This window comes from Microbacterium paraoxydans (assembly GCF_018224615.1).
Taxonomy (GTDB): Bacteria; Actinomycetota; Actinomycetes; order Actinomycetales; family Microbacteriaceae; genus Microbacterium; species Microbacterium paraoxydans_B.
On sequence record NZ_JAGTUK010000005.1, the window covers coordinates 13,863 to 32,631 of the forward strand.

The 18,769-nt window shown below is 71.0% G+C and carries 21 protein-coding genes; 13 read left to right on the top strand and 8 right to left on the bottom strand.

All coding sequences use genetic code 11. The features are described from left to right. Positions 1-65: 65 nt before the first annotated feature. The 3 genes from KE274_RS15635 to KE274_RS15645 all read left to right on the top strand — a co-directional run bounded on the left by KE274_RS15635 (position 66) and on the right by KE274_RS15645 (position 3,727). Positions 66-950, top strand: coding sequence for a phospholipase (locus KE274_RS15635; RefSeq protein ID WP_211545422.1), 885 nt, complete (start codon positions 66-68; stop codon positions 948-950). 108 nt (positions 951-1,058) lie between these two features. Further along, positions 1,059-2,105, top strand: coding sequence for a glutaminase A (gene glsA / locus KE274_RS15640; RefSeq protein WP_211545424.1), 1,047 nt, complete (start codon positions 1,059-1,061; stop codon positions 2,103-2,105). Then, complete coding sequence (locus KE274_RS15645; protein ID WP_211545426.1) at positions 2,102-3,727, top strand: MFS transporter; 1,626 nt, start codon at positions 2,102-2,104, stop codon at positions 3,725-3,727. Before glsA ends, KE274_RS15645 begins: the two co-directional genes overlap by 4 nt. 7 nt (positions 3,728-3,734) lie before the next feature. Here the strand turns inward: KE274_RS15645 and KE274_RS15650 are convergent, their stop codons facing one another. Continuing rightward, positions 3,735-4,283: a helix-turn-helix domain-containing protein gene (locus tag KE274_RS15650; RefSeq protein ID WP_211545428.1), complete on the bottom strand. Its 549-nt coding sequence runs from the start codon at positions 4,281-4,283 to the stop codon at positions 3,735-3,737. 102 nt (positions 4,284-4,385) lie between these two features. On the opposite strand from KE274_RS15650, the gene KE274_RS15655 reads away from it, so the two are divergent. The 6 genes from KE274_RS15655 (at position 4,386) to KE274_RS15680 (ending at position 8,797) form a co-directional block, all read left to right on the top strand. Further along, entirely contained in the window at positions 4,386-5,102 is a 717-nt protein-coding gene (locus tag KE274_RS15655) for an AzlC family ABC transporter permease (protein ID WP_211545430.1), read from the top strand. Further along, entirely contained in the window at positions 5,099-5,413 is a 315-nt protein-coding gene (locus tag KE274_RS15660; RefSeq protein ID WP_211545432.1) for an AzlD domain-containing protein, read from the top strand. The genes KE274_RS15655 and KE274_RS15660 overlap by 4 nt, the downstream gene beginning before the upstream one ends. A gap of 40 nt (positions 5,414-5,453) precedes the next feature. Continuing rightward, positions 5,454-5,864, top strand: coding sequence for a histidinol dehydrogenase (locus tag KE274_RS15665; RefSeq protein ID WP_211545434.1), 411 nt, complete (start codon positions 5,454-5,456; stop codon positions 5,862-5,864). A 9-nt stretch (positions 5,865-5,873) separates the two neighbouring features. Continuing rightward, positions 5,874-6,194, top strand: a complete 321-nt coding sequence (gene fdxA / locus KE274_RS15670; RefSeq protein WP_017203330.1) for a ferredoxin — start codon at positions 5,874-5,876, stop codon at positions 6,192-6,194. A 10-nt stretch (positions 6,195-6,204) separates the two neighbouring features. Further along, positions 6,205-7,317 carry a succinyldiaminopimelate transaminase gene (gene dapC, locus KE274_RS15675; protein ID WP_211545436.1) on the top strand — a complete coding sequence of 371 codons (1,113 nt, stop codon included), beginning with the start codon at positions 6,205-6,207 and terminating at the stop codon, positions 7,315-7,317. A 190-nt stretch (positions 7,318-7,507) separates the two neighbouring features. Further along, on the top strand, positions 7,508-8,797 hold the full coding sequence (locus KE274_RS15680; protein ID WP_211545438.1) for a citrate synthase: 1,290 nt from the start codon (positions 7,508-7,510) through the stop codon (positions 8,795-8,797). A gap of 130 nt (positions 8,798-8,927) precedes the next feature. On the opposite strand, the gene KE274_RS15685 is transcribed toward KE274_RS15680, so the two are convergent. Together KE274_RS15685 and dapD are read right to left on the bottom strand one after the other, a co-directional pair. Continuing rightward, a complete protein-coding gene (locus tag KE274_RS15685) occupies positions 8,928-10,331 on the bottom strand; it encodes a DEAD/DEAH box helicase (RefSeq protein ID WP_211545440.1) in 1,404 nt (467 codons plus the stop codon). 236 nt (positions 10,332-10,567) lie between these two features. Further along, positions 10,568-11,521 (bottom strand): 2,3,4,5-tetrahydropyridine-2,6-dicarboxylate N-succinyltransferase, encoded by a 954-nt coding sequence (gene dapD / locus KE274_RS15690; protein WP_211545442.1) that lies wholly within the window; start codon positions 11,519-11,521, stop codon positions 10,568-10,570. A 66-nt stretch (positions 11,522-11,587) separates the two neighbouring features. On the opposite strand from dapD, the gene dapE reads away from it, so the two are divergent. From dapE to KE274_RS15705, 3 genes are all read left to right on the top strand, one after another. Then, positions 11,588-12,661, top strand: a complete 1,074-nt coding sequence (dapE, locus tag KE274_RS15695) for a succinyl-diaminopimelate desuccinylase (RefSeq protein ID WP_211545444.1) — start codon at positions 11,588-11,590, stop codon at positions 12,659-12,661. After that, positions 12,643-13,860, top strand: coding sequence for a hypothetical protein (locus tag KE274_RS15700; RefSeq protein ID WP_211545446.1), 1,218 nt, complete (start codon positions 12,643-12,645; stop codon positions 13,858-13,860). Before dapE ends, KE274_RS15700 begins: the two co-directional genes overlap by 19 nt. A gap of 94 nt (positions 13,861-13,954) precedes the next feature. Further along, positions 13,955-14,128 carry a DUF3117 domain-containing protein gene (locus KE274_RS15705; protein WP_136033199.1) on the top strand — a complete coding sequence of 58 codons (174 nt, stop codon included), beginning with the start codon at positions 13,955-13,957 and terminating at the stop codon, positions 14,126-14,128. 85 nt (positions 14,129-14,213) lie between these two features. Here KE274_RS15705 and KE274_RS15710 read toward each other — a convergent pair whose 3' ends face one another. Then, entirely contained in the window at positions 14,214-14,852 is a 639-nt protein-coding gene (locus tag KE274_RS15710) for an O-methyltransferase (protein WP_211545448.1), read from the bottom strand. A 90-nt stretch (positions 14,853-14,942) separates the two neighbouring features. Between KE274_RS15710 and KE274_RS15715 the strand changes: the two genes are divergently transcribed. Further along, positions 14,943-15,317: a twin-arginine translocase TatA/TatE family subunit gene (locus KE274_RS15715; protein ID WP_211545450.1), complete on the top strand. Its 375-nt coding sequence runs from the start codon at positions 14,943-14,945 to the stop codon at positions 15,315-15,317. A gap of 10 nt (positions 15,318-15,327) precedes the next feature. Here KE274_RS15715 and KE274_RS15720 read toward each other — a convergent pair whose 3' ends face one another. The 4 genes from KE274_RS15720 to KE274_RS15735 are packed head-to-tail and all read right to left on the bottom strand — an operon-like array spanning position 15,328 to position 18,751. Beyond that, entirely contained in the window at positions 15,328-15,822 is a 495-nt protein-coding gene (locus tag KE274_RS15720) for a YcxB family protein (RefSeq protein ID WP_211545452.1), read from the bottom strand. Positions 15,823-15,840: 18 nt separating this feature from the next. Next, the gene (locus KE274_RS15725; RefSeq protein WP_211545454.1) at positions 15,841-16,962 is read right to left on the bottom strand and encodes an Mrp/NBP35 family ATP-binding protein; all 1,122 of its coding nucleotides are present in this window, start codon (positions 16,960-16,962) and stop codon (positions 15,841-15,843) included. Beyond that, entirely contained in the window at positions 16,959-17,483 is a 525-nt protein-coding gene (locus KE274_RS15730) for a DUF1003 domain-containing protein (protein ID WP_211545456.1), read from the bottom strand. Before KE274_RS15730 ends, KE274_RS15725 begins: the two co-directional genes overlap by 4 nt. Beyond that, positions 17,483-18,751: a magnesium transporter MgtE N-terminal domain-containing protein gene (locus KE274_RS15735; protein WP_211545458.1), complete on the bottom strand. Its 1,269-nt coding sequence runs from the start codon at positions 18,749-18,751 to the stop codon at positions 17,483-17,485. Before KE274_RS15735 ends, KE274_RS15730 begins: the two co-directional genes overlap by 1 nt. Positions 18,752-18,769: the final 18 nt, after the last annotated feature.

The window sequence follows — 18,769 nt, forward strand, 5'->3', positions numbered from 1 at the left end:
CGTCCGGGGCAAGCTCCCGATGAGTGTCCCGCAGAGGGCGCACGACGACCCGAAAGTCGAACCCTATGCTTCAGAAGACCCGTGCGCTTCGGCGCGCCTCCGAGGTGGCCGCCGCGCGCGCCGCCGTCACTCGTACACCCCTGCTCGTCCTGGGCACCGCGGCCGCCGCGCTCGTGGGGATCACCCTCACGGTCGGTGTCACTGCCGCCCCTGCCGCCGGCGCCGCGCACCCCGACGCGTCGTCGGCGATCACGAGCCAGGCCTTCGGCGCCGAGCCCCTGACCCGCATCGCCGATGAGGCCGTGACGACGGTGTCGAAGGCGCAGGACGCAGTCGCGGCCGCCGACGCCCTGACGACGGAGGTCACCGCGTCCGGCCTCGACGTGAGTGCCGCCGCGCCCGTGGACACGACCCAGCTCAAGAACGACCTCGAGACCCTCGACGACCGCGCGACCCTGCCGCTGCTGCTCGTGACCGTGGCGACGGAGCAGGCCGCCACCGAGACGGAGAAGGTCGTCGCGGAGACCGCGGCACTGCAGCAGGCCTACACGGCCGCGCAGGAGCAGAAGGCTGCAGAGGAGGCCGCGCGCGTCGCCGCCGAGCAGGCCGCCGCCGCAGCTGCAGCTCTCGCCGCCGCCAACACCGTGGACGGGGCGAAGGCGACCGCGCAGCAGATGATGGCCGACCGCTACGGCTGGGGCGGGGACCAGTTCTCCTGCCTGAACTCGCTGTGGACCAAGGAGTCGGGCTGGAACTACCAGGCGTACAACTCCAACGGCGGGGCCACCGGGATCCCGCAGGCGCTGCCGGGAAGCAAGATGGCGTCCGCGGGAGCCGACTGGCAGACCAACGCCGCGACCCAGATCGCCTGGGGCCTGAAGTACATCGCCGACGCGTACGGCACACCGTGCAGCGCGTGGGGGCACTCGCAGGCGATGAACTGGTACTGAGCCAGGTGTTCCGTGACGGCATCGTCCGTCACGAAACTACCCCGGGAGGTCGTCGAGCGCTACGGTGACACTGACGGCTGGGGAGCGTCGCGAATCCGAGGAGGAGTGGTGCTCGATTCCGTGGCTTGGCTCGACGTCCCGCAGGAGGTGTCGACCGGCTCGCTGCCCGGCTGGGAGCGCGTCGACGAGATCGTCCGCGAGGCCCACGCGCGCTACGCCTCCGAGCGAGGGGGCCGCGTGGCCGACTACATCCCGGTGCTCGCCGAGGTGGACCCCGAGCTGTTCGGCCTGGCCGTCATCGAGGTCGGTGGTGGCGTGCATGACGCAGGCGATGCGCTGCACCCCTTCTCGATCCAGTCGATCTCGAAGATGTTCGTCTACGCCCTGGCGATCCAGGAGCACGGGCACGAGCGTGTGCGAGACATCGTGGGCGTCAACAACACCGGGCTCGCGTTCAACTCCGTCGTCGCGCTGGAGCTGAACGAGGGCCACCCCCGCAACCCCATGGTCAACGCCGGGGCCATCGCGACGACCGCACTGATGCCCGGCGCCACCGCGGTCGAGCAGTGGGAGCGCGTGCGCGAGGGACTGTCGGCGTTCGCCGGTCGCCCGTTGAGCCTCGACGGCGAGGTGTACGCGTCCGAGGCGGCATCGAACGAGCGCAACCGCGCCCTCGGGTGGCTGCTCAAGAGCTACGGACGCCTAGACGGCGACCCGGACGAGATCGTCGACGTCTACACGCGGCAGTGCGCGCTCAGCGTCACCGCGCACGACCTCGCCGTCATGGGGGCGACGCTCGCCGACGGCGGCGTGAACCCGGTCACGGGGGAGCGGGTCGTGTCGGCGGACGTGTGCCGCGACACGCTCGCGGTGGTCGCGGCGAGTGGGCTGTACGAGAACTCGGGTGACTGGCTGTTCGAGATCGGTCTCCCGGCGAAGTCCGGCGTCGCGGGCGGGATCGTCGCGGTCTCTCCGGGCAAGGGCGCCGCGGCCGGGTTCTCGCCGCGCCTGGACGAGGCGGGCAACTCGGTGCGGTCGCAGATGGCGATCGGGCACCTGTCGCGCTCCCTCGGACTCAATCTGTTCGCCTCCGCGCCCGCGGCGGTCGACACCGCGGGGAGCGATCCCCGCCCGGCGGAGAAGGAGCAGTCATGACAGAGACGGTTCAGGCGCCAGTGAAGACCTCCTGGCTGCCGATGGTGAGCCTGTTTCTCGCGCAGGTGCTGATGTCGTTCAACGTCGCGGCGCTGCCCATCTCCCTGGGTGGCATGGTCAGTGAGTTCGGGGTGCCCCCGACCGTCGCGAGCACCACCATCGTGATGTACGGCCTGGCGGTGGCGGCACTCGTGATGACGGGCGCCAAGCTCGGTCAGCGCGTGGGGTGGGTGCTCATCTTCCGCGTTGTCGTCGCGCTGTTCGCGGGATCCGCGATCATGATGCTCACGGCTCCCGGCATCTGGTGGGCCATTGCGGGGCAGGCGGTGGCGGGGGCGGCCGCGGCGATCATCGTGCCGTCGATCGTGGCGCTGATCGCCGAGAACTACCGCGGTTCGCAGCAGGCCACGGCGATCGGGGCGATCGGATCGGCGCGCGCCATCTCGGGCGTGAGTGCGTTCCTGATCGGCGGCACGCTCGGCACGCTCGTGGGGTGGCGTCCGCTGTTCTTCATCGTGCTGGCCATCGCGATCGCGGTCTTCGCCCTCAGCTTCACGCTCCGCGGTGACCGAGGTGATGCCTCCATCCGCATCGACCTGGTGGCCTCGCTCCTGATCGGCGCGGCGATCGTGCTGCTGACGCTGGGGTTCAACAACCTCAACGGCTGGGGTGCTCTGGCTGCGACGCCCGCGGCCCCGTTCAGCCTGCTGGGGCTGTCGCCGGCGCCGGTGTTCATCGTGCTCGGCGTCGTGCTGGGGCAGGCGTTCTTCCTCTGGACACGGCGTCGGATGAAGGAGGGCAAGGTCCCGCTGATCGACCTCAGCGTGCTGGGGTCGTCGCGCGAGCGGGCGGCGGTGTACGCGATGTTCATCGTGGTCGCACTCGAAGCGTGCGTGAACTTCACGATCCCGCTCTACATCCAGATCGTGCAGGGGAGGACGCCGTTCGACACGTCCCTGGCGATGATGCCGTTCAACCTCACCGTCTTCCTCACCGCGACGCTGGTCGTGCGGTTCTACAAGCGCTACCCGCCTCGCACGATCGGCGTCTTCGGCTTCATCCTGACCACCGCGGCGCTCGTGTGGTTGTCGGTGGTGGTGACGAACAACTGGGAGACCGTGCCGACCATCGCCGGGCTCATCGTGTTCGGGATCGGGCAGGGCGCGCTGGTCACGCTGGTGTTCAACGTGCTGGTCACGGCGGCCCCCGCGGAGCTGGCCGGGGACGTGGGCTCGCTGCGCGGCACGACCCAGAACCTCGCCTCGGCCGTGGGGACCGCGCTGGCCGGTGCTCTCCTGGTGTCGCTGCTCGCGCTGAACGTGGGTCGCGCGGTGGTGGAGCACCCCGAGCTCCCGCCGTCGCTGGTGGCTCAGGTGCCGATGGACGATGTGAACTTCATCAGCAACGACGACCTGCGCGTGGTGCTGGAGGGGACGGACGCCACCCCGGAGCAGGTGGACGCGGCGGTCGCTTTGAACGAGCAGGCGCGTCTGAACACGCTCAAGCTGGGGCTGCTGCTGCTCGCCGCGGTGAGCGCGCTCGCGATCCTGCCGGCGTCGCGGTTGCCGCAGTACCGGCCCCACGAGATTCCGGACCCGTCGCCGTCGGGCGGCGCGGAGTGAGGTGACGTCAGCGGAGCTCGGAGATGAGCACGGCGCTCGTGCCCGGCTTCGTGGCCTCGAAGATGTGCGACACGTCTCCGGCGTAGGTGAGGTAGTCGCCGGGGTTGAGTTCCACCGGCTCGTCGGGCGGCCCGATGCGGGCCTGCCCGGCGATCAGGATCACGTGTTCGATCGTGCCGGGGTGGTGCGGGTCGGAGCGGCGCGGATCACCGGGTTCGGCCTGGATGAGGTACACGTCGCGTCGCGCACCCGGGGGGCTGGCCGAGAGCAGGGTCGCGCTGTAGGCCGCGGCGGACGAGGGCACCCCGGCGAGCTCATCGGCGCGGATGAGGGTGGGCGCGTTGGCCTGCTGGTCCACGAGCACCGCGAAAGGCACGCCCAGCGCGACGCCCAGCGCCCAGAGGGTCTCGACGCTGGGGTTGCCCGCGCCGCTCTCGAGCTGCGAGACGGTCGCCTTGGAGACGCCGGCGCGCCGCGCGAGCTCGGACACCGATAGGTTCGCGGCCTCGCGCTCGCGTCGGAGCGCGCGGGCGAGGCGGGTGCGGAGATCCTCCATCCGTTCATCATGTCAAACGATCGTTCGCTTGACTATCCTCTCGCGCGTGTTCAGAATGATGGTCATGCGTTCACTCAAACGAACACTGCATGCGGTGCGCCTGTGACCGCGGAGCGTGAGGTCTGGCGCGAGGCACTCGGCGTCGTGCTCGCGACCAGCGCCTACGGCATCTCTTTCGGAGCACTCGCGGTGGCTTCCGGCCTCGACGTGTGGCAGACCTGCGTACTGAGCCTGCTGATGTTCACCGGTGGATCGCAGTTCGCGTTCATCGGCGTCTTCGCCTCGGGCGGATTGGCCGCTCTTCCCTCCGCGATCGCGTCGGCGGCCCTGTTGGGCGTGCGCAACGTCGCCTACGGCATGCGCATGTCGCCCGTCGTCGGGGGAGGGCCGTGGCGACGTGCCGCGGCCGCACACTTCACGATCGACGAGTCGACCGCCGTCGCCATCGCACAGAACGACCCGCGTCTGCGCCGTGTCGGATTCTGGGTCACCGGCGTGGGCATCTTCGTCGGCTGGAACCTCACGACCCTGATCGGCGCCCTGGTCGGCGACGTGCTGGGCGACCCGAAGACCTGGGGGCTCGACGCGGCGGCCGCGGCGGCCTTCCTCGCGCTGCTGTGGCCGCGTCTGCGACAGCGCCAGGCCGTCGCGGTGGGCATCGCCGCCGCGGTGGTCGCGGCCGCCCTCACCCCGTTCCTCATGCCCGGCCTGCCGGTGCTGATCGCCGCGCTGGTCGCGATCGCGGTCGGATGGTTCAACTGGCTCGGACGTGACGACGCCGCCGCGGCGAGCCCCGTGACGCGGGAGGCGGACGCATGAGCCTGTGGAGTGCCGTCCTCCTGGCCGCGCTGATCTGCCTCGCGCTGAAGGCCGCGGGCTACCTCGTGCCACCGAAGGTGCTCGAGGCGCCGCGCCCCGCTCGCATCTCGGACCTGCTCACGGTGGCGCTGCTCGCGGCGCTCGTGGCCGTGCAGACCCTCGGGGACGGTCAGGCCGTCACGGTCGACGCCCGCGTCCCCGCGCTGCTCGTGGCCGGGGGATTGCTGTGGCTGCGGCAGTCGTTCCTGGTCGTGGTCGTGGCGGCGGCGCTCGTGGCCGCGCTGCTGCGTCTGTTCGGCCTCGCGGACTGACCGTCGGGACCCGGGTCCGTCGCGCGGATAGGATCGAGGGGTGCGCGTGAACTGGGTCTCGAGGGTGCTGTCGTGGGTCGCGGCGGCCCTGGTCGGTGGCGTCTACGGCGTGGCGGGCACCATTGCGCACAGCGTGATGTGGGGGCCGATCCCGATCGGCCTGATCGTCGCCGCGATCGCCTGTGCCGCGATCCTCGTGGCGGTGCGGGCGCTCACTCATGACCGCGGTGCGGCTGTCGCCGCGGGGCTCGGCATGCTCGGCATGCTCGTGCTGATCTCCGGCGTCGGCCCCGGCGGTTCCGTGGTGGTGCCGGACTCGCCGACCGGCCGCATCTGGACCTACCTGGCCGCGGGCATCGTGCTGCTCGTGGTGGCGTGGCCGTCGCTGTCCCGCACGCCCGCGCGACCCGCGAGCGCGCCGACGGAGGACCGGGGCCCGAGCGCGACGTAGACTGGAGCGGTGACGTATGTGATCGCCCTCCCGTGCGTCGATGTCAAGGATCGCGCCTGCATCGACGAGTGCCCCGTTGACTGCATCTACGAGGGCGAACGGTCGTTGTACATCCACCCCGACGAGTGCGTCGACTGCGGCGCCTGCGAGCCGGTGTGTCCCGTCGAGGCCATCTACTACGAAGACGACCTGCCCGACGAGTGGCAGGACTACTACAAGGCCAACGTCGAGTTCTTCGACGAGATCGGCTCCCCGGGGGGTGCGGCCAAGGTCGGCGTGTACCCGTTCGACCACCCGATCATCGCCGCGCTTCCGCCGCAGGGCGAGTAGGCGCCCGCCTGTGAGCGTCCGCGACCTCGCCGACTACCCGTGGGACGCGGTCGTCCCGTTCCGTGAGCGCGCCGCGCAGCACCCCGACGGACTGGTCGACCTCTCGGTCGGCTCGCCCGTCGATCCGACGCCCGAGCTCATCCGCCGCGCGCTCGCCGACGCGACCGACGCCCACGCGTACCCGCAGACCGTCGGCACGCCCGCCCTGCGCGAGGCGATCGTCGACTGGTACGCACGCCGTCGCGGGGTGCCGGATCTGCGCATCGACAACGTGCTGCCCACGATCGGCTCGAAGGAGCTGGTCGGGCTGCTGCCCACCCTGCTGGGTCTCGGACCGGGCGACATCGTGGTGCACCCGCGCATCGCCTACCCCACCTACGACGTGGGGGCGAGGGTCGCGGGGGCCACGCCGCTCGCGGCCGACGATCCCGCCGACTGGCCGGAGGGCACGAGGCTGATCTGGATCAACACGCCGGGCAACCCGGACGGCCGCACCTGGACTGTTCCGGAGCTCGCGGCGGCCGTGCGCCGCGCGCGCGAGCTGGGCGCGGTGCTCGCGAGCGACGAGTGCTACGCCGAACTCGGCTGGGACGGTGCGTGGGCGACCGAGCCGATCCCGTCCGTGCTGGATCCGCGCGTGACCGAGGGCAGCCGCGCCAACCTGCTGAGCGTCTACTCCCTGAGCAAGCAGTCGAACCTCGCCGGTTACCGGGCCGCATTCGTGGCCGGCTGCGCGCGTATCGTGGGGGAGCTGCTCACGGCGCGCAAGCACCTGGGACTTATGCCGCCCGCTCCCGTGCAGCACGCGATGGCCGTGGCGCTCGGCGACGACGAGCACGTGGCCGCGCAGAAGGAGCTGTACCGCACCCGGCGGGATGCGCTGCGTCCTGCGCTGGAGGCGGCGGGCTTCCGCATCGACGGCTCGGAGGCGGGGCTGTACCTCTGGGCGACCGAGGGGCGTGACGCGTGGGAGTCGATGGGGCGGCTCGCCGACCTCGGCATCCTGGCCGGTCCGGGTCCGTTCTACGGAGCGGACGCAGGGCAGCACGTGCGGCTCGCGCTGACGGCGCCGACCGAGCGGGTGGCCGCCGCGGCTCGGCGCCTCCACGGCGCGGAACTGTAGCTTCCCTCCTCACACCGGCGATCTGTTTGGCGGTTGTCACAGTAGGCCGGTGGGACTACTAGGCTGTAAAGGCGATTCGGTCGTCACCCGACCAGGCGCTCGGCGCCCGAGAGATCGCCACTTCCGGCTTGATCACGAACGTGCTGACACCCCCGCGACGCGCAGGCGGTCAGACAAAGGAGGAGGGCGCGTGAGCGCTGCAGCAGACCAGACGGCGAAGCTGACGATCGGTGACACCACCGCCGAGTTCCCCGTGGTGCGCGGGACGGCCGGCCACGACAGCATCGATTTCTCGACGCTCACCCGGCAGACCGGCTACACCGGACTCGACTACGGCTTCGTGAACACCGCCTCCACCAAGTCGGAGATCACGTTCATCGACGGCGACAAGGGGATCCTGCGTTACCGCGGCTACCCGATCGAGCAGCTCGCCGGCAGCACCAGCTACCTCGAGGTCGCCTGGCTGCTCATCTACGGGGAGCTGCCGTCGGCGTCGGAGCTGGCGGAGTTCGACGAGAAGATCCGCCGCCACACGCTGCTGCACGAAGACCTCAAGCGCTTCTTCTCGGCTCTGCCGCACACCGCACACCCCATGTCGGTGCTGTCCTCCGCGGTCGCCGCGCTGTCGACCTACTACGAGGGTCAGACCGACCCGCACAACCCCGAGCACGTCGAGCTCAACATGATCCGCATGCTCGCCAAGCTCCCGGTCATCGCGGCGTACGCGCACAAGAAGAGCGTCGGGCAGGCGTTCCTGTACCCCGACAACTCGCTCGGCTTCGTGGAGAACTTCCTCAAGCTCAACTTCGGCGTCAACTCCGAGCCGTATGAGATCAACCCGGTCATGGCGAAGGCGCTGGAACTGCTCCTCATCCTCCACGAAGACCACGAGCAGAACGCCTCCACGTCCACGGTCCGCCTGGTCGGGTCGACGGGCGCGAACCAGTTCGCCTCCGTCTCCGCCGGTATCCAGGCGCTGTCGGGCCCGCTGCACGGCGGTGCGAACGAGGCCGTGCTGACGATGCTCGGCCAGATTCGCGACTCGGGTCAGAGCGTCGCGCGGTTCGTAGAGCGGGTGAAGAACAAGGAAGAGGGCGTGAAGCTGATGGGCTTCGGGCACCGGGTCTACAAGAACTACGACCCGCGCGCCAAGCTCGTCAAGGACGCGGCCGATGAGGTGCTCGCCTCGCTGGGCGTGACCGACCCGCTGCTCGACCTCGCGAAGGAGCTCGAGGAGCTGGCGCTCGCCGATGACTACTTCCGTGAGCGTCGCCTCTACCCGAACGTCGACTTCTACACCGGTGTGATCTACAAGGCGATGGGTTTCCCGACGCGCATGTTCACGGTGCTGTTCGCGATCGGACGGCTCCCGGGCTGGCTCGCCCAGTGGCGCGAGCTGCAGCTCGACCCGCAGACGAAGATCGGCCGCCCCCAGCAGCTGTACACGGGGTCGCCCGAGCGGTCGTTCCCGACCCGCTGACGACACGGCCACGACGCGCTCCCTCCGCCGTACCGGAGGGAGCGCGTCGTCGTTCGAGGGAAGCCTCGACGCATACGCAGAACGGTGCCCCCCCAGGAGCGGAGGGGCACCGTTCGTCGGTCTGGCGGGGTCAGCGGCCCTGCGAGCCGCGTCCACCGCCCTGACGGGACTGGCCGCCCTGTCGGGAGCCGCCGCCGGTCTGCGTGGAGTAGCTGGTGCCCTGGCCACCGCCCTGGCCGCCGGAACGGCGACGCCGACGGCGCGCGGGCGGGGTCGCGGCGCCACTGCGCTCGCCACCCGCCGGGCGCTGCTTGGCGGACGGGCGCTGAGTCGACTGCTGCTGCACGGGCGCGGGGCGCACGTGCGGCGCACGCTCGGGCACGAGCTCGGTCACCGCGGCGGGCGTGACGTCCTCGAGCGGAGCCGAGATCGCTGCCTTGCGCAGCAGGTCCTTCACGTCACGACGCTGCTCGGGGAGCACGACCGTGACCACGGTGCCGGCGGCACCGGCGCGAGCGGTGCGGCCCGAGCGGTGAAGGTAGGCCTTGTGCTCGACGGGCGGGTCGACGTGCACCACGAGATCGACGTTGTCGACGTGCACGCCACGTGCCGCGACATCGGTCGCCACGAGCACGCGCACGCCGCCCTCCTCCGGCGCGGTCGAGAACGCGCCGAGGTTGCGCTCGCGGGCGTTCTGCGACAGGTTGCCGTGCAGGTCGACCGCGGGGATGCCGGCGGCCGTGAGCTGCTTCGCGAGCTTCTTGGCCTGGTGCTTCGTCCGCGTGAACAGGATGCGACGGCCGGTGCCGGACGCCAGGTCACGCACGAGCACCGTCTTGTTCTCCGTGGAGTCGACCACCAGCACGCGGTGGGTCATCTCGCCCACGGGAACGCTCGCCTCGTCGACCTCGTGGCTCACCGGGTTCGACAGGAACCGGCGGGCCAGGGTGTCGATGCCGCGATCGAGCGTGGCACTGAACAGCAGCCGCTGACCGCCGGCCGGGGTCGCCGAGAGGATGCGCGTGACGCCGGGAAGGAAGCCGAGGTCGGCCATGTGGTCGGCTTCGTCGAGCACCGCGACCTCGACCGCGCTCAGGCGCACGATCTGCTGCTTCATGAGGTCTTCGAGGCGTCCGGGGCAGGCCACCACGATGTCGACGCCGCCCTGCAGCGCCTTCTCCTGCGGTCGCTGGCTGACACCGCCGAACACGGTCGTGACGCTGAGGCCGACGGCCTCGGCGAGGGGAGCGACCGTGGCGGCGATCTGCGTCGCGAGCTCACGGGTCGGCGCCAGCACAAGGCCGCGGGGGAGTCCCGCGCGCCGCTTGGTGCCGGAGGCCGCGAGCCGCGCCACGAGGGGCAGGGCGAACGCGATGGTCTTGCCGCTGCCGGTGCGTCCGCGACCCAGGAGGTCACGGCCGGCGAGCGAGTCGGGAAGGGTGTCGCGCTGGATGGCGAACGCCTCGGTCTTGCCGGAGGCGGCGAGAACGGCGGCGAGCTCGGCGGGAACGCCGAGATCGAGGAAGGAAGGCATGCAGAAAGCTCCGTCAGCGCCCGACAGGGCGCGGTAGTGGGGTGAGGTGGGCGAGGACGCGGCGGATCGCGCGTCCGTTCGCCGTGCGTATAGCCAGTTCGGGCTGGTGATGGGAGCGCGTTGCGCTCGCTTCGGTCCTCGGAGACCCCTAGACGACGACGATGCTGTCCGGCCGGCGGCGAGAGCAGCGACCCCAGTCTACCAGCGGGGGCGTGCCGGAGGCTGCAAGCCCCGTGTCAGACGTGCAGCGCGTCGTTCAGCGTCACGCCGACGCCCGCGCGGCGCACGGCCTCGACCGCGCCCGAGAGGGAGTTGCGGCGGAACAGGATGCCGTTCTGGCCGGACAGCTCCGCGCCCTTCACGGTCGTGCGGCCCCCGTCGGGGGTGACCGGACCGTCGGCCAGCACGATCTTGGTGCCCGCCGTGACGTAGAGCCCCGCCTCGACCACGCAGTCGTCGCCGAGCGAGATTCCGATGCCCGCGTTGGCGCCGAGCAGCGTGCGGGACCCGATCGAGACGCGGTGCGTGCCGCCGCCGGAAAGCGTGCCCATGATGGACGCACCTCCGCCGATGTCGCTGCCGTCGCCCACGACCACGCCCTGGGAGATGCGACCCTCCACCATCGAGGCGCCGAGGGTGCCGGCGTTGAAGTTCACGAAGCCCTCGTGCATCACGGTGGTGCCGGGGGAGAGGTGAGCGCCGAGACGGACGCGGGAGGCGTCGGCGATGCGTACACCCGCGGGCTGCACGTAGTCGGTCAACCGCGGGAACTTGTCGAGGCTCTGCACCTGGATGCCCGCGCGCTGGAGCTGCGGACGCAGGCGGGCGGCGTCCGCCGGAAGCACGGGCCCTGCGGTGGTCCACGCGACGTTCGGCAGATGCGCGAAGATGCCGTCGAGGTTCAGTTCGTTCGGGCGCACCACCAGGTGCGACAGCGCGTGCAGGCGCAGGTAGGCGTCCGCGGTGGAGGCCGGAGCGGCATCGAGGTCGATCGACAGCTGCACCACCTCCACCGTGACGTTGCGGCGCTCGTCCGGTCCGCCGAGCGGGGCCAGCGCCTCGACGGCGGTCGCGGTCTCCTCGGCCGAGGGAGCGGCGGTGCGCACCTCGGGGAACCACGCGTCCAGGACGGTGCCGTCGCCGGCGGTCGTGGTCAGTCCGATGCCCCACACAGTTCGCGCGTCACTCATACCTCCACGGTAGCGCGCGCAAGGACGCGCCTCCGTCCGCATGACACCGGTCGGTAGGCTGGGGCCATGGTGCTCGATCTGACCGCGTCCTCCGTTGCCCTCACCCGCGCGATCTGCGACATCCCGAGCGTGTCCGGCGAGGAGAAGACGCTGGCCGACGCGATCGAGGAGGCCGTCGCACCCCTCGCGCACCTCGAGGTGATCCGGCACGGGAACACGATCGTCGCCCGCACCGACGGCGGTCGTGACCGTCGCGTGGCGATCGCGGGCCACATCGACACCGTGCCCGTGAACGACAATCTCCCCACGCGCGACATCGAGATCGACGGCGAGCCGTACCTGTGGGGTCGCGGCACGGTCGACATGAAGGCGGGCACCGCCGTGCAGCTCAAGCTCGCGGCCGAGCTCACCGATCCCGCGGTCGACATCACGTGGATGTGGTACGACAACGAAGAGGTCGAGGCCACCAAGAACGGGCTTGCGCTGCTGGCGGCGGCGCGCCCCGACCTGCTCCAGGCCGACTTCGCGATCCTCGGCGAGCCATCGAACGGCGAGGTCGAGGGCGGCTGCAACGGCACGCTGCGCGCGATCGTGCGCACCTCGGGCGTCCGCGCCCACAGCGCCCGCGCGTGGATCGGCGAGAACGCCATCCATCGCGCCGCGCCGATCCTGGCACGACTGGCCGAGTACCGCGCGCGCGAGGTGCCGGTCGAGGGGCTGGTGTACCGCGAGAGCCTGAGTGCCGTCCGCATCGCGGGTGGGGTTGCGGGCAACGTCATCCCCGACGCGTGCGAGGTCGAGGTGAACTATCGCTTCGCGCCGAGCAAGTCCGCCGCCGACGCCGAAGCCCACGTGCGCGCGGTGCTCGCCGGGTTCGACGTGGAGATCACGGATGCGGCCGAGGGCGCCCGCCCCGGGCTCGATGCCGAGATCGCGCGGGACTTCGTGGCGGCGGTCGGCGCAGAACCGCGGCCGAAGTACGGCTGGACCGACGTCGCGCGCTTCTCGGCGCTGGGCATCCCCGCGGTGAACTACGGCCCCGGCGACCCCCACCTCGCCCATCACGACGAGGAGCGGGTGCCGCTCGCGCAGATCGAGGCGGTCGAGCGAGGCCTGCGGGCATGGCTCACCTCGCGCTGAGCACCGCCCGACGCTGGGCGCGGCTCCCCCTCCCGCTGCGCATCGGCCTGATCTACCTCGGGGCGCGGCTCGTCACCACGGGTTTCCTGATCGCGGCGGCGTCGCTGTCGACCGTGTTCTCGCGTTTCGGCGACGACGCAGGCCTGATCGACTTCGTGCTCGGCTGGGATGCGCAGTGGTACTGGCAGGTCGCCGTGCACGGGTACCCGACCGAGCTGCCCCTGACCGACTCGGGTGAGGTGGCGGAGAACGCGTGGGCGTTCATGCCGGTGTTCGCATACGCAGCGAAGGCCCTCGGGTTCCTCCTCGGTTCCTGGGGAGCGGGTGCGTTCGTTCTGTCCGTGGTCGCCGGGTATCTCGCGTGCCTCGCGCTGCATCGCCTGCTGCGCGATCGCATCGGGAGCGGGGCGGCGCTGTGGGCAGTCGTGTTCTTCGCCTCGGGGCCCCTCGCCGCGATGTTCCAGGTGGGCTACGCCGAGACACTGTTCCTGCTGCTCCTGTTCCTCGCTCTGGATGCGACCGTCCGCCGTCAGTACGTCTGGCTGTACGTGCTCGTCCCCGTGATGGGCTTCACGCGTCCCGGAGTGCTCGCCTTCGCGCTGTACCTCGGCCTGCACGGCATCCTCCGCTGGGTCCACCGCCGCGACGATCCGCTCGCCGCACGCGAGATCGTGCACATCGTCGCCGTCGGTGCGCTCGCCACGGCGACGGGCTTCGCCTGGCAGCTGATCGCCGCCGTCGTCACGGGCGACCCCGGGGCGTACCTCGCGACGGAGCTCGCCTGGCGGCGGCACTGGATCGCCGGCGGGGTCGACGGCTTCGTCCCGTTCGAGGGGTGGGTGCAGGCGTCGCAGTTCTGGTTCTCGCTGTGGGGTCTTCCCGCGCAGTGGGGCCCGGTCGCCCTCGTGCTCATCGCGGTGGGCGCGGGCCTTGCGCTGCTGTTCGTGCCGCAGGTGCGAGCACTCGGCGCGGACCTGCGCCTGTGGAGCGCGAGCTACCTGCTGTATCTGCTGGCGGTGTTCTTCCCCCAGTCGAGCACCTTCCGGCTGCTGCTGCCGCTCAGCCCGGCCTGGGGGGCGGTCGCCGTGCCGCGCTCGCGCCTGTGGCGCCTCACCGTCCTGGTGCTGTGCCTGCTCGGGCAGTGGGTGTGGATCTACCACGTGTATGCGCTGGGAAGCACGTTCTGGCAGGTGCCCTGATCGCGCCGGGAATCGGGATTGTGCACGCGTGACGTCCACCGCGCGGTGTCACCCGATAAACTCGTTCCATACCACCGGAGGAAAGGGAGCCACGATGGCAGCGATGAAGCCGAGGACCGGAGACGGACCGATGGAGGCCGTGAAAGAAGGACGACTCATCATCGTGCGCGTTCCGCTCGAGGGCGGCGGCCGCCTGGTCGTCTCCGTGAACGACGCCGAAGCGAAGGAGCTCCACGACGTGCTGGGTGCCGTCGTGACGCCGGCCTGATCGAACCGGATCCGCTCGCGCGGAACCGAGAGGGCGATGGATCCGCGGATCCATCGCCCTCTTCGCTGTCTCCTCGCGTCCTCGGTCAGTCGTGGTCGTCGAGGCGCACCAGCTGAAGGAGGCCCTCTCCGGCCGGCGACACGGTCGCCAGGACCGCCGAGGATTCCTGTGTCGCCTGCACCAGTGAACGGTAGGCGGACGTGATGTCGTCGCGTTGCACGGGATCGGCCACGCGCCCGCCGGCGAGCACGCGCGGCACCAGCACGAGGCCGCCGATCCGGGCCAGGCGAAGTCCGTGCTCGACGTATTCGATGACGTTCTCCGGGTCGGCGTCCACCAGGACGATGTCATACGAGGACTCGTTCATGCGCGGGAGCACATCGCTCGCGCGACCCGTGATGAGGCGGGCCCGCGTGGAGGGGACCCTGGCGTCCGCGAACGCCTGACGTGCGGCGGCGAGGTGCTCCGGCTCGTTATCGATCGTGGTCAGCACGGCCTGGGGCGCGCCGCGCAGCAGCCAGAGCCCGGAGACACCGGCACCGGTGCCGATCTCGACGATGGATCGCGCGCCCGCGGCGGCGGCGAGTACCGCGATCTGGGATCCGACGGCGGCGCTGACCGGCGCGGCGCCGAGCTCGACCGCGTGGGCCCGCGCTCTGGCCAGGGAATCCGGTTCGACGATGGATTCGCGAAGGAAGCGCGCGTTGGCGTCGTGCTCGCTCATGGCCTGCCTCTCCCTGCCTGCATGGGTGATGCCTCCAGCGTATGGGCTGTCTGCGCGCAGACATCGCAGGCGCGGCGGTAGCCTGGTCACATGACGTTCGGTCTGACCTTCGAGAAGCTGCTGCTGATCGGCCTCATCGCTGTGCTGATCATCGGGCCCGAGCGTCTTCCCCGTGCGGCCGAGAGCTTCGCGCGCCTCGTGCGCAAGGCCGGCGAGTACCTGCGCGACACCAAGTCCCGCATGCGCGAGGAGATGGGGCCGGAGCTCGACGACGTCGACTGGCGCAAGCTCGACCCGCGGCAGTACGACCCGCGGCGCATCATCCGCGACGCCCTGTTCGAGGAGCCGCAGCCGACCACGCCGGCCGTCGCGACCGCGACGATCGCGGAACCCGTCGCTCCGCGCACCGCGCCGCCGGTGTTCGACGGCACGAACCGTCCTCCGTTCGACTCCGAGGCCACCTGAGCCGGGCGGCTCAGGAGACGCGGGACCGCAGTCGAGCGATGTCGTCGTCGCTCAGCAGCACGCGGGGAATCGCGGTCGCGACCGAGGCGTCGCGCACCTTGAGCAGCACGGCGTCGCGGCCCACCCGCACGTGCTGGAACGTCGAATAGGGGATCTCGGAGCGCCGCCGGTCACTGCCCAGCTGCAGCCGATCCTCCTCGAGCGCCACCCACACCACGCTCTCCACGGGCATCGCGGCTCGCACGGCCCGACGTGCACTGGAGACCGAGAGCACCACCGCGTAGAGCCCGAGGGCGACCGCGACCGCCGGGGTGAAGGCCACGATGGCGGACACCTCCTGTCCGGCGCGAGAGGTGGCGGTGAGGTTGAGCACGCCGATCACCAGCGCGGCGGCCAGCGCCACCCACATCACGATCGCCACGGGCCGGGTCAAGGTGTAGATCGCGGCGTCCCTCGCCATGTGGCGGAGGAGACGCTCATCCACGGTCACGGAGCGGTGCGGCATCCGGTCATCCTCCACGGTTCAGGAGATCGACATCGGCAGCGGACGACCGGCCAGTCCCCGCCCCTGTCGTCCGAGGTTCTCGGCAAGGGCGCGGATCGCGGAGGCCGCGGTGTCGTCCGGGTCGGCGATCACGACGGGTTCGCCCTCATCGCCGCCCCGGCGCAGGGCGGGGCTCAGCGGGATCGAGGCCAGCAGCGGAACCGCGGCGCCCGGCTCGGAGAGGGCCTCGGCGACCGCCGCGCCTCCGCCCGCGCCGAACAGATCCACCACGGTGCCGTCCGGGAGCGTGTACGCCGCCATGTTCTCGACCACTCCGATCACCCGCTGGCCGGTCTGCCGCGCCACCAGCCCGCTGCGGATGGCCACGTCGGACGCGGCCGCCTGTGGCGTGGTCACCACCACGACCTCGGCGTGGGGGAGCAGCTGCCCGATCGAGATCGCGATGTCGCCGGTGCCGGGCGGCATGTCGATCAGGAGCACGTCGAGGTCGCCGAAGAACACGTCGGTGAGGAACTGGGACACGGTCCGATGCAGCATGGGCCCGCGCCAGGCCACCACCGACTCTCCGTCCCGGAGGAACATCCCGATCGAGATCGCTTTCACCCCGTGGGCGACGGGGGGCAGCATCAGATCGTCGATGCGCGTGGGCTGCGTGCCGGCGGGGATGCCGAGCAGGCCGGGGATCGAGAAGCCGTGCACGTCGGCGTCGACCAGCCCGACCGTGAGACCGCGCTGCGCAAGAGCGACCGCGAGGTTGGCGGTGACGGTGGATTTGCCCACGCCGCCCTTGCCGCTGGACACCAGGATCACGCGGGTGAGCGAGTCGGGGCCGAACGGCATGTGCCGGGGCGGACGCCCGGCGCGCAGCCTCTCGGTCAGGGCCTTCCTCTCGGCCGGGGTCATGACTCCCACGGCCACCTCCACGCTGTCGACGCCGGGCACGGCGGCTGCCGCGGCGCGCACGTCCCTCTCGATGCGGTCGGCCGCCGGGCAGCCGACGATGGTCAGCGCGATCCCGACACGGGCGACCCCGCCGTCGACGGCGATCTCGCGCACCATGTCGAGCTCGCCGATCGGGCGTCGCAGCTCGGGGTCCGTGACCGCGGAGACCGCGCTCCGGACGTTGTCGGCCGTCGTCATGAGGTCGCGCCGGCGGCCGGCTTGCCGTCGGCGTCGTTCAGCTCGGCCAGCAGCGCCTTCAACTCCTGGCGGAGCACATCACGGGTGACCGTCTGCGCGTTGCGCTCCTCCAGCGACATCCGCAGTGCCACGATCTCCCTCGCCAGGTACTCCGTGTCGGCGAGGTTGCGCTCGGCCCGCTGCCGGTCCTGCTCGATCTGCACGCGGTCGCGGTCATCCTGCCGGTTCTGCGCAAGCAGGATCAGGGGCGCGGCATACGAGGCCTGCAGAGACAGCATCAGGGTCAGCGCGGTGAACCCGAGGGCGGCGTCGTCGAAGCGGAGGTGACGCGGCATGAGCGTGTTCCACCCGATCCAGAGGATGCAGAACAGGCTGAGGATCACCAGGAACGCGGGGGTGCCCATCGCCCGGGCGACCCACTCGGTGAAACGCCCGAATCGATCGCGCGAGGTCGTGCGGGGGCGCGTGGTTCCCCGGCCCGGCGCATCGAGGCGCGGCGTCGAGCGGCTCATCCTCGCCATCAGCGCACCTCCGTCGCGGGTGGTGCGGCGTCATCGCTGTCGTGCGTGCGCCAGTCGTCCGGCAGCAGATAATCGAGCACGTCGTCGATGCTGATGGCGCCGACGAGGCGGTGAGCGGCGTCGACCACCGGCAGCGACACCAGGTCGTAGCTGGCGAGCATGCGGGCGACCTCGGCCGCCGACGCGGTGACCGGGACCGGTTCGAGACTGTCGTCGAGGATCGCTCCGAGTCGCTCATGCGGGGGATAGCGCAGCATCCGCTGGAAGTGCACGAGCCCGAGCAACCGCCCGGTCGGGGTCTCGAACGGCGGCAGCGTGACGAAGACCGCGGCCGCGAGAGCGGGGTGCAGCTCGTGGCGACGAATGAGCGCGAGCGCCTCGGCGACCGTCGCGTCGGCGGAGAGGATGATCGGCTCGGGCGTCATGAGCCCGCCCGCGGTGTCCGGGCCGTAGCGGAGCAGCATCCGCACGTCCTCGGCCTCCTCCGGCTCCATCAGCTCGAGCAGCTGCTCCAGGCGGTTGGGCGGCAGCTGGGCGAGCAGGTCGGCGGCGTCGTCCGGCTCCATCTGATCGAGGATGTCCGCGGCGCGCTCGTCACCGAGGCGGTCGAGGATGTGCACCTGCTCGTCCTCGGGCATCTCCTCCAGAGCATCGGCGAGACGGTCGTCGGAGAGCTCCTCGGCGACCTCGATCATCCGCTGCTGCGGGAGGTCCAGGAGCGTGTTGGCGAGGTCGGCGGCGTGCAGCTCGGAGTAGGACGCCACGAGCTGCTCCGCGGACTGCGCCTCGCCAGGCGCACGTTCCTCCGCGACCTCGTTCCACGCAGCGAACGTCGTCGGGCCCTTCGCGAAAGGGGAGGCCCCGGTCTTCGGCCGACGGAGGAACAACTGGCTGATCGCCCATTCGCCCAGGCGGTTCGGCTCGATGGCGACGTCTTCGATCACGGCGGTGCCACTGCCGTCGATGAGGTTCACCCGACGCCCGAGAAGCTCGGCGAGCACCCGCACCTCCCCGGCGCGCGGCGAGAAGCGGCGCACGTTGATGAGCCCGGTGGTGATCACCTGGCCCGAGCGGATCGAGGTGACCCGGCCGATCGACAGGAACACGTGGCGACGTCCGGGAATCTCGACCACGAGGCCGATCACACGGGGGGCCGCGGTACTTCGATACACGACGACGACATCCCGGACCTTGCCGAGCCGGTCGCCGAGGGGATCGAAGACGGCGCACCCGGCGAGGCGCGCGGCGAAGACCCGTTGTGTGCTCACGCGTCCAGCGTATCCCGC

Excerpts from the sequence above, each read along its gene's own strand:
- KE274_RS15635 (WP_211545422.1), top strand. The coding sequence starts at position 66 with ATGCTTCAGAAGACCCGTGCGCTTCGGCGCGCCTCCGAGGTGGCCGCC.
- KE274_RS15645 (WP_211545426.1), top strand. The coding sequence starts at position 2,102 with ATGACAGAGACGGTTCAGGCGCCAGTGAAGACCTCCTGGCTGCCGATG.
- KE274_RS15650 (WP_211545428.1), bottom strand. The coding sequence starts at position 4,283 with ATGGAGGATCTCCGCACCCGCCTCGCCCGCGCGCTCCGACGCGAGCGC.
- KE274_RS15660 (WP_211545432.1), top strand. The coding sequence starts at position 5,099 with ATGAGCCTGTGGAGTGCCGTCCTCCTGGCCGCGCTGATCTGCCTCGCG.
- KE274_RS15685 (WP_211545440.1), bottom strand. The coding sequence starts at position 10,331 with ATGCCTTCCTTCCTCGATCTCGGCGTTCCCGCCGAGCTCGCCGCCGTT.
- dapD (WP_211545442.1), bottom strand. The coding sequence starts at position 11,521 with ATGAGTGACGCGCGAACTGTGTGGGGCATCGGACTGACCACGACCGCC.
- dapE (WP_211545444.1), top strand. The coding sequence starts at position 11,588 with ATGGTGCTCGATCTGACCGCGTCCTCCGTTGCCCTCACCCGCGCGATC.
- KE274_RS15700 (WP_211545446.1), top strand. The coding sequence starts at position 12,643 with ATGGCTCACCTCGCGCTGAGCACCGCCCGACGCTGGGCGCGGCTCCCC.
- KE274_RS15705 (WP_136033199.1), top strand. The coding sequence starts at position 13,955 with ATGGCAGCGATGAAGCCGAGGACCGGAGACGGACCGATGGAGGCCGTG.
- KE274_RS15710 (WP_211545448.1), bottom strand. The coding sequence starts at position 14,852 with ATGAGCGAGCACGACGCCAACGCGCGCTTCCTTCGCGAATCCATCGTC.
- KE274_RS15715 (WP_211545450.1), top strand. The coding sequence starts at position 14,943 with ATGACGTTCGGTCTGACCTTCGAGAAGCTGCTGCTGATCGGCCTCATC.
- KE274_RS15720 (WP_211545452.1), bottom strand. The coding sequence starts at position 15,822 with ATGCCGCACCGCTCCGTGACCGTGGATGAGCGTCTCCTCCGCCACATG.
- KE274_RS15725 (WP_211545454.1), bottom strand. The coding sequence starts at position 16,962 with ATGACGACGGCCGACAACGTCCGGAGCGCGGTCTCCGCGGTCACGGAC.
- KE274_RS15730 (WP_211545456.1), bottom strand. The coding sequence starts at position 17,483 with ATGGCGAGGATGAGCCGCTCGACGCCGCGCCTCGATGCGCCGGGCCGG.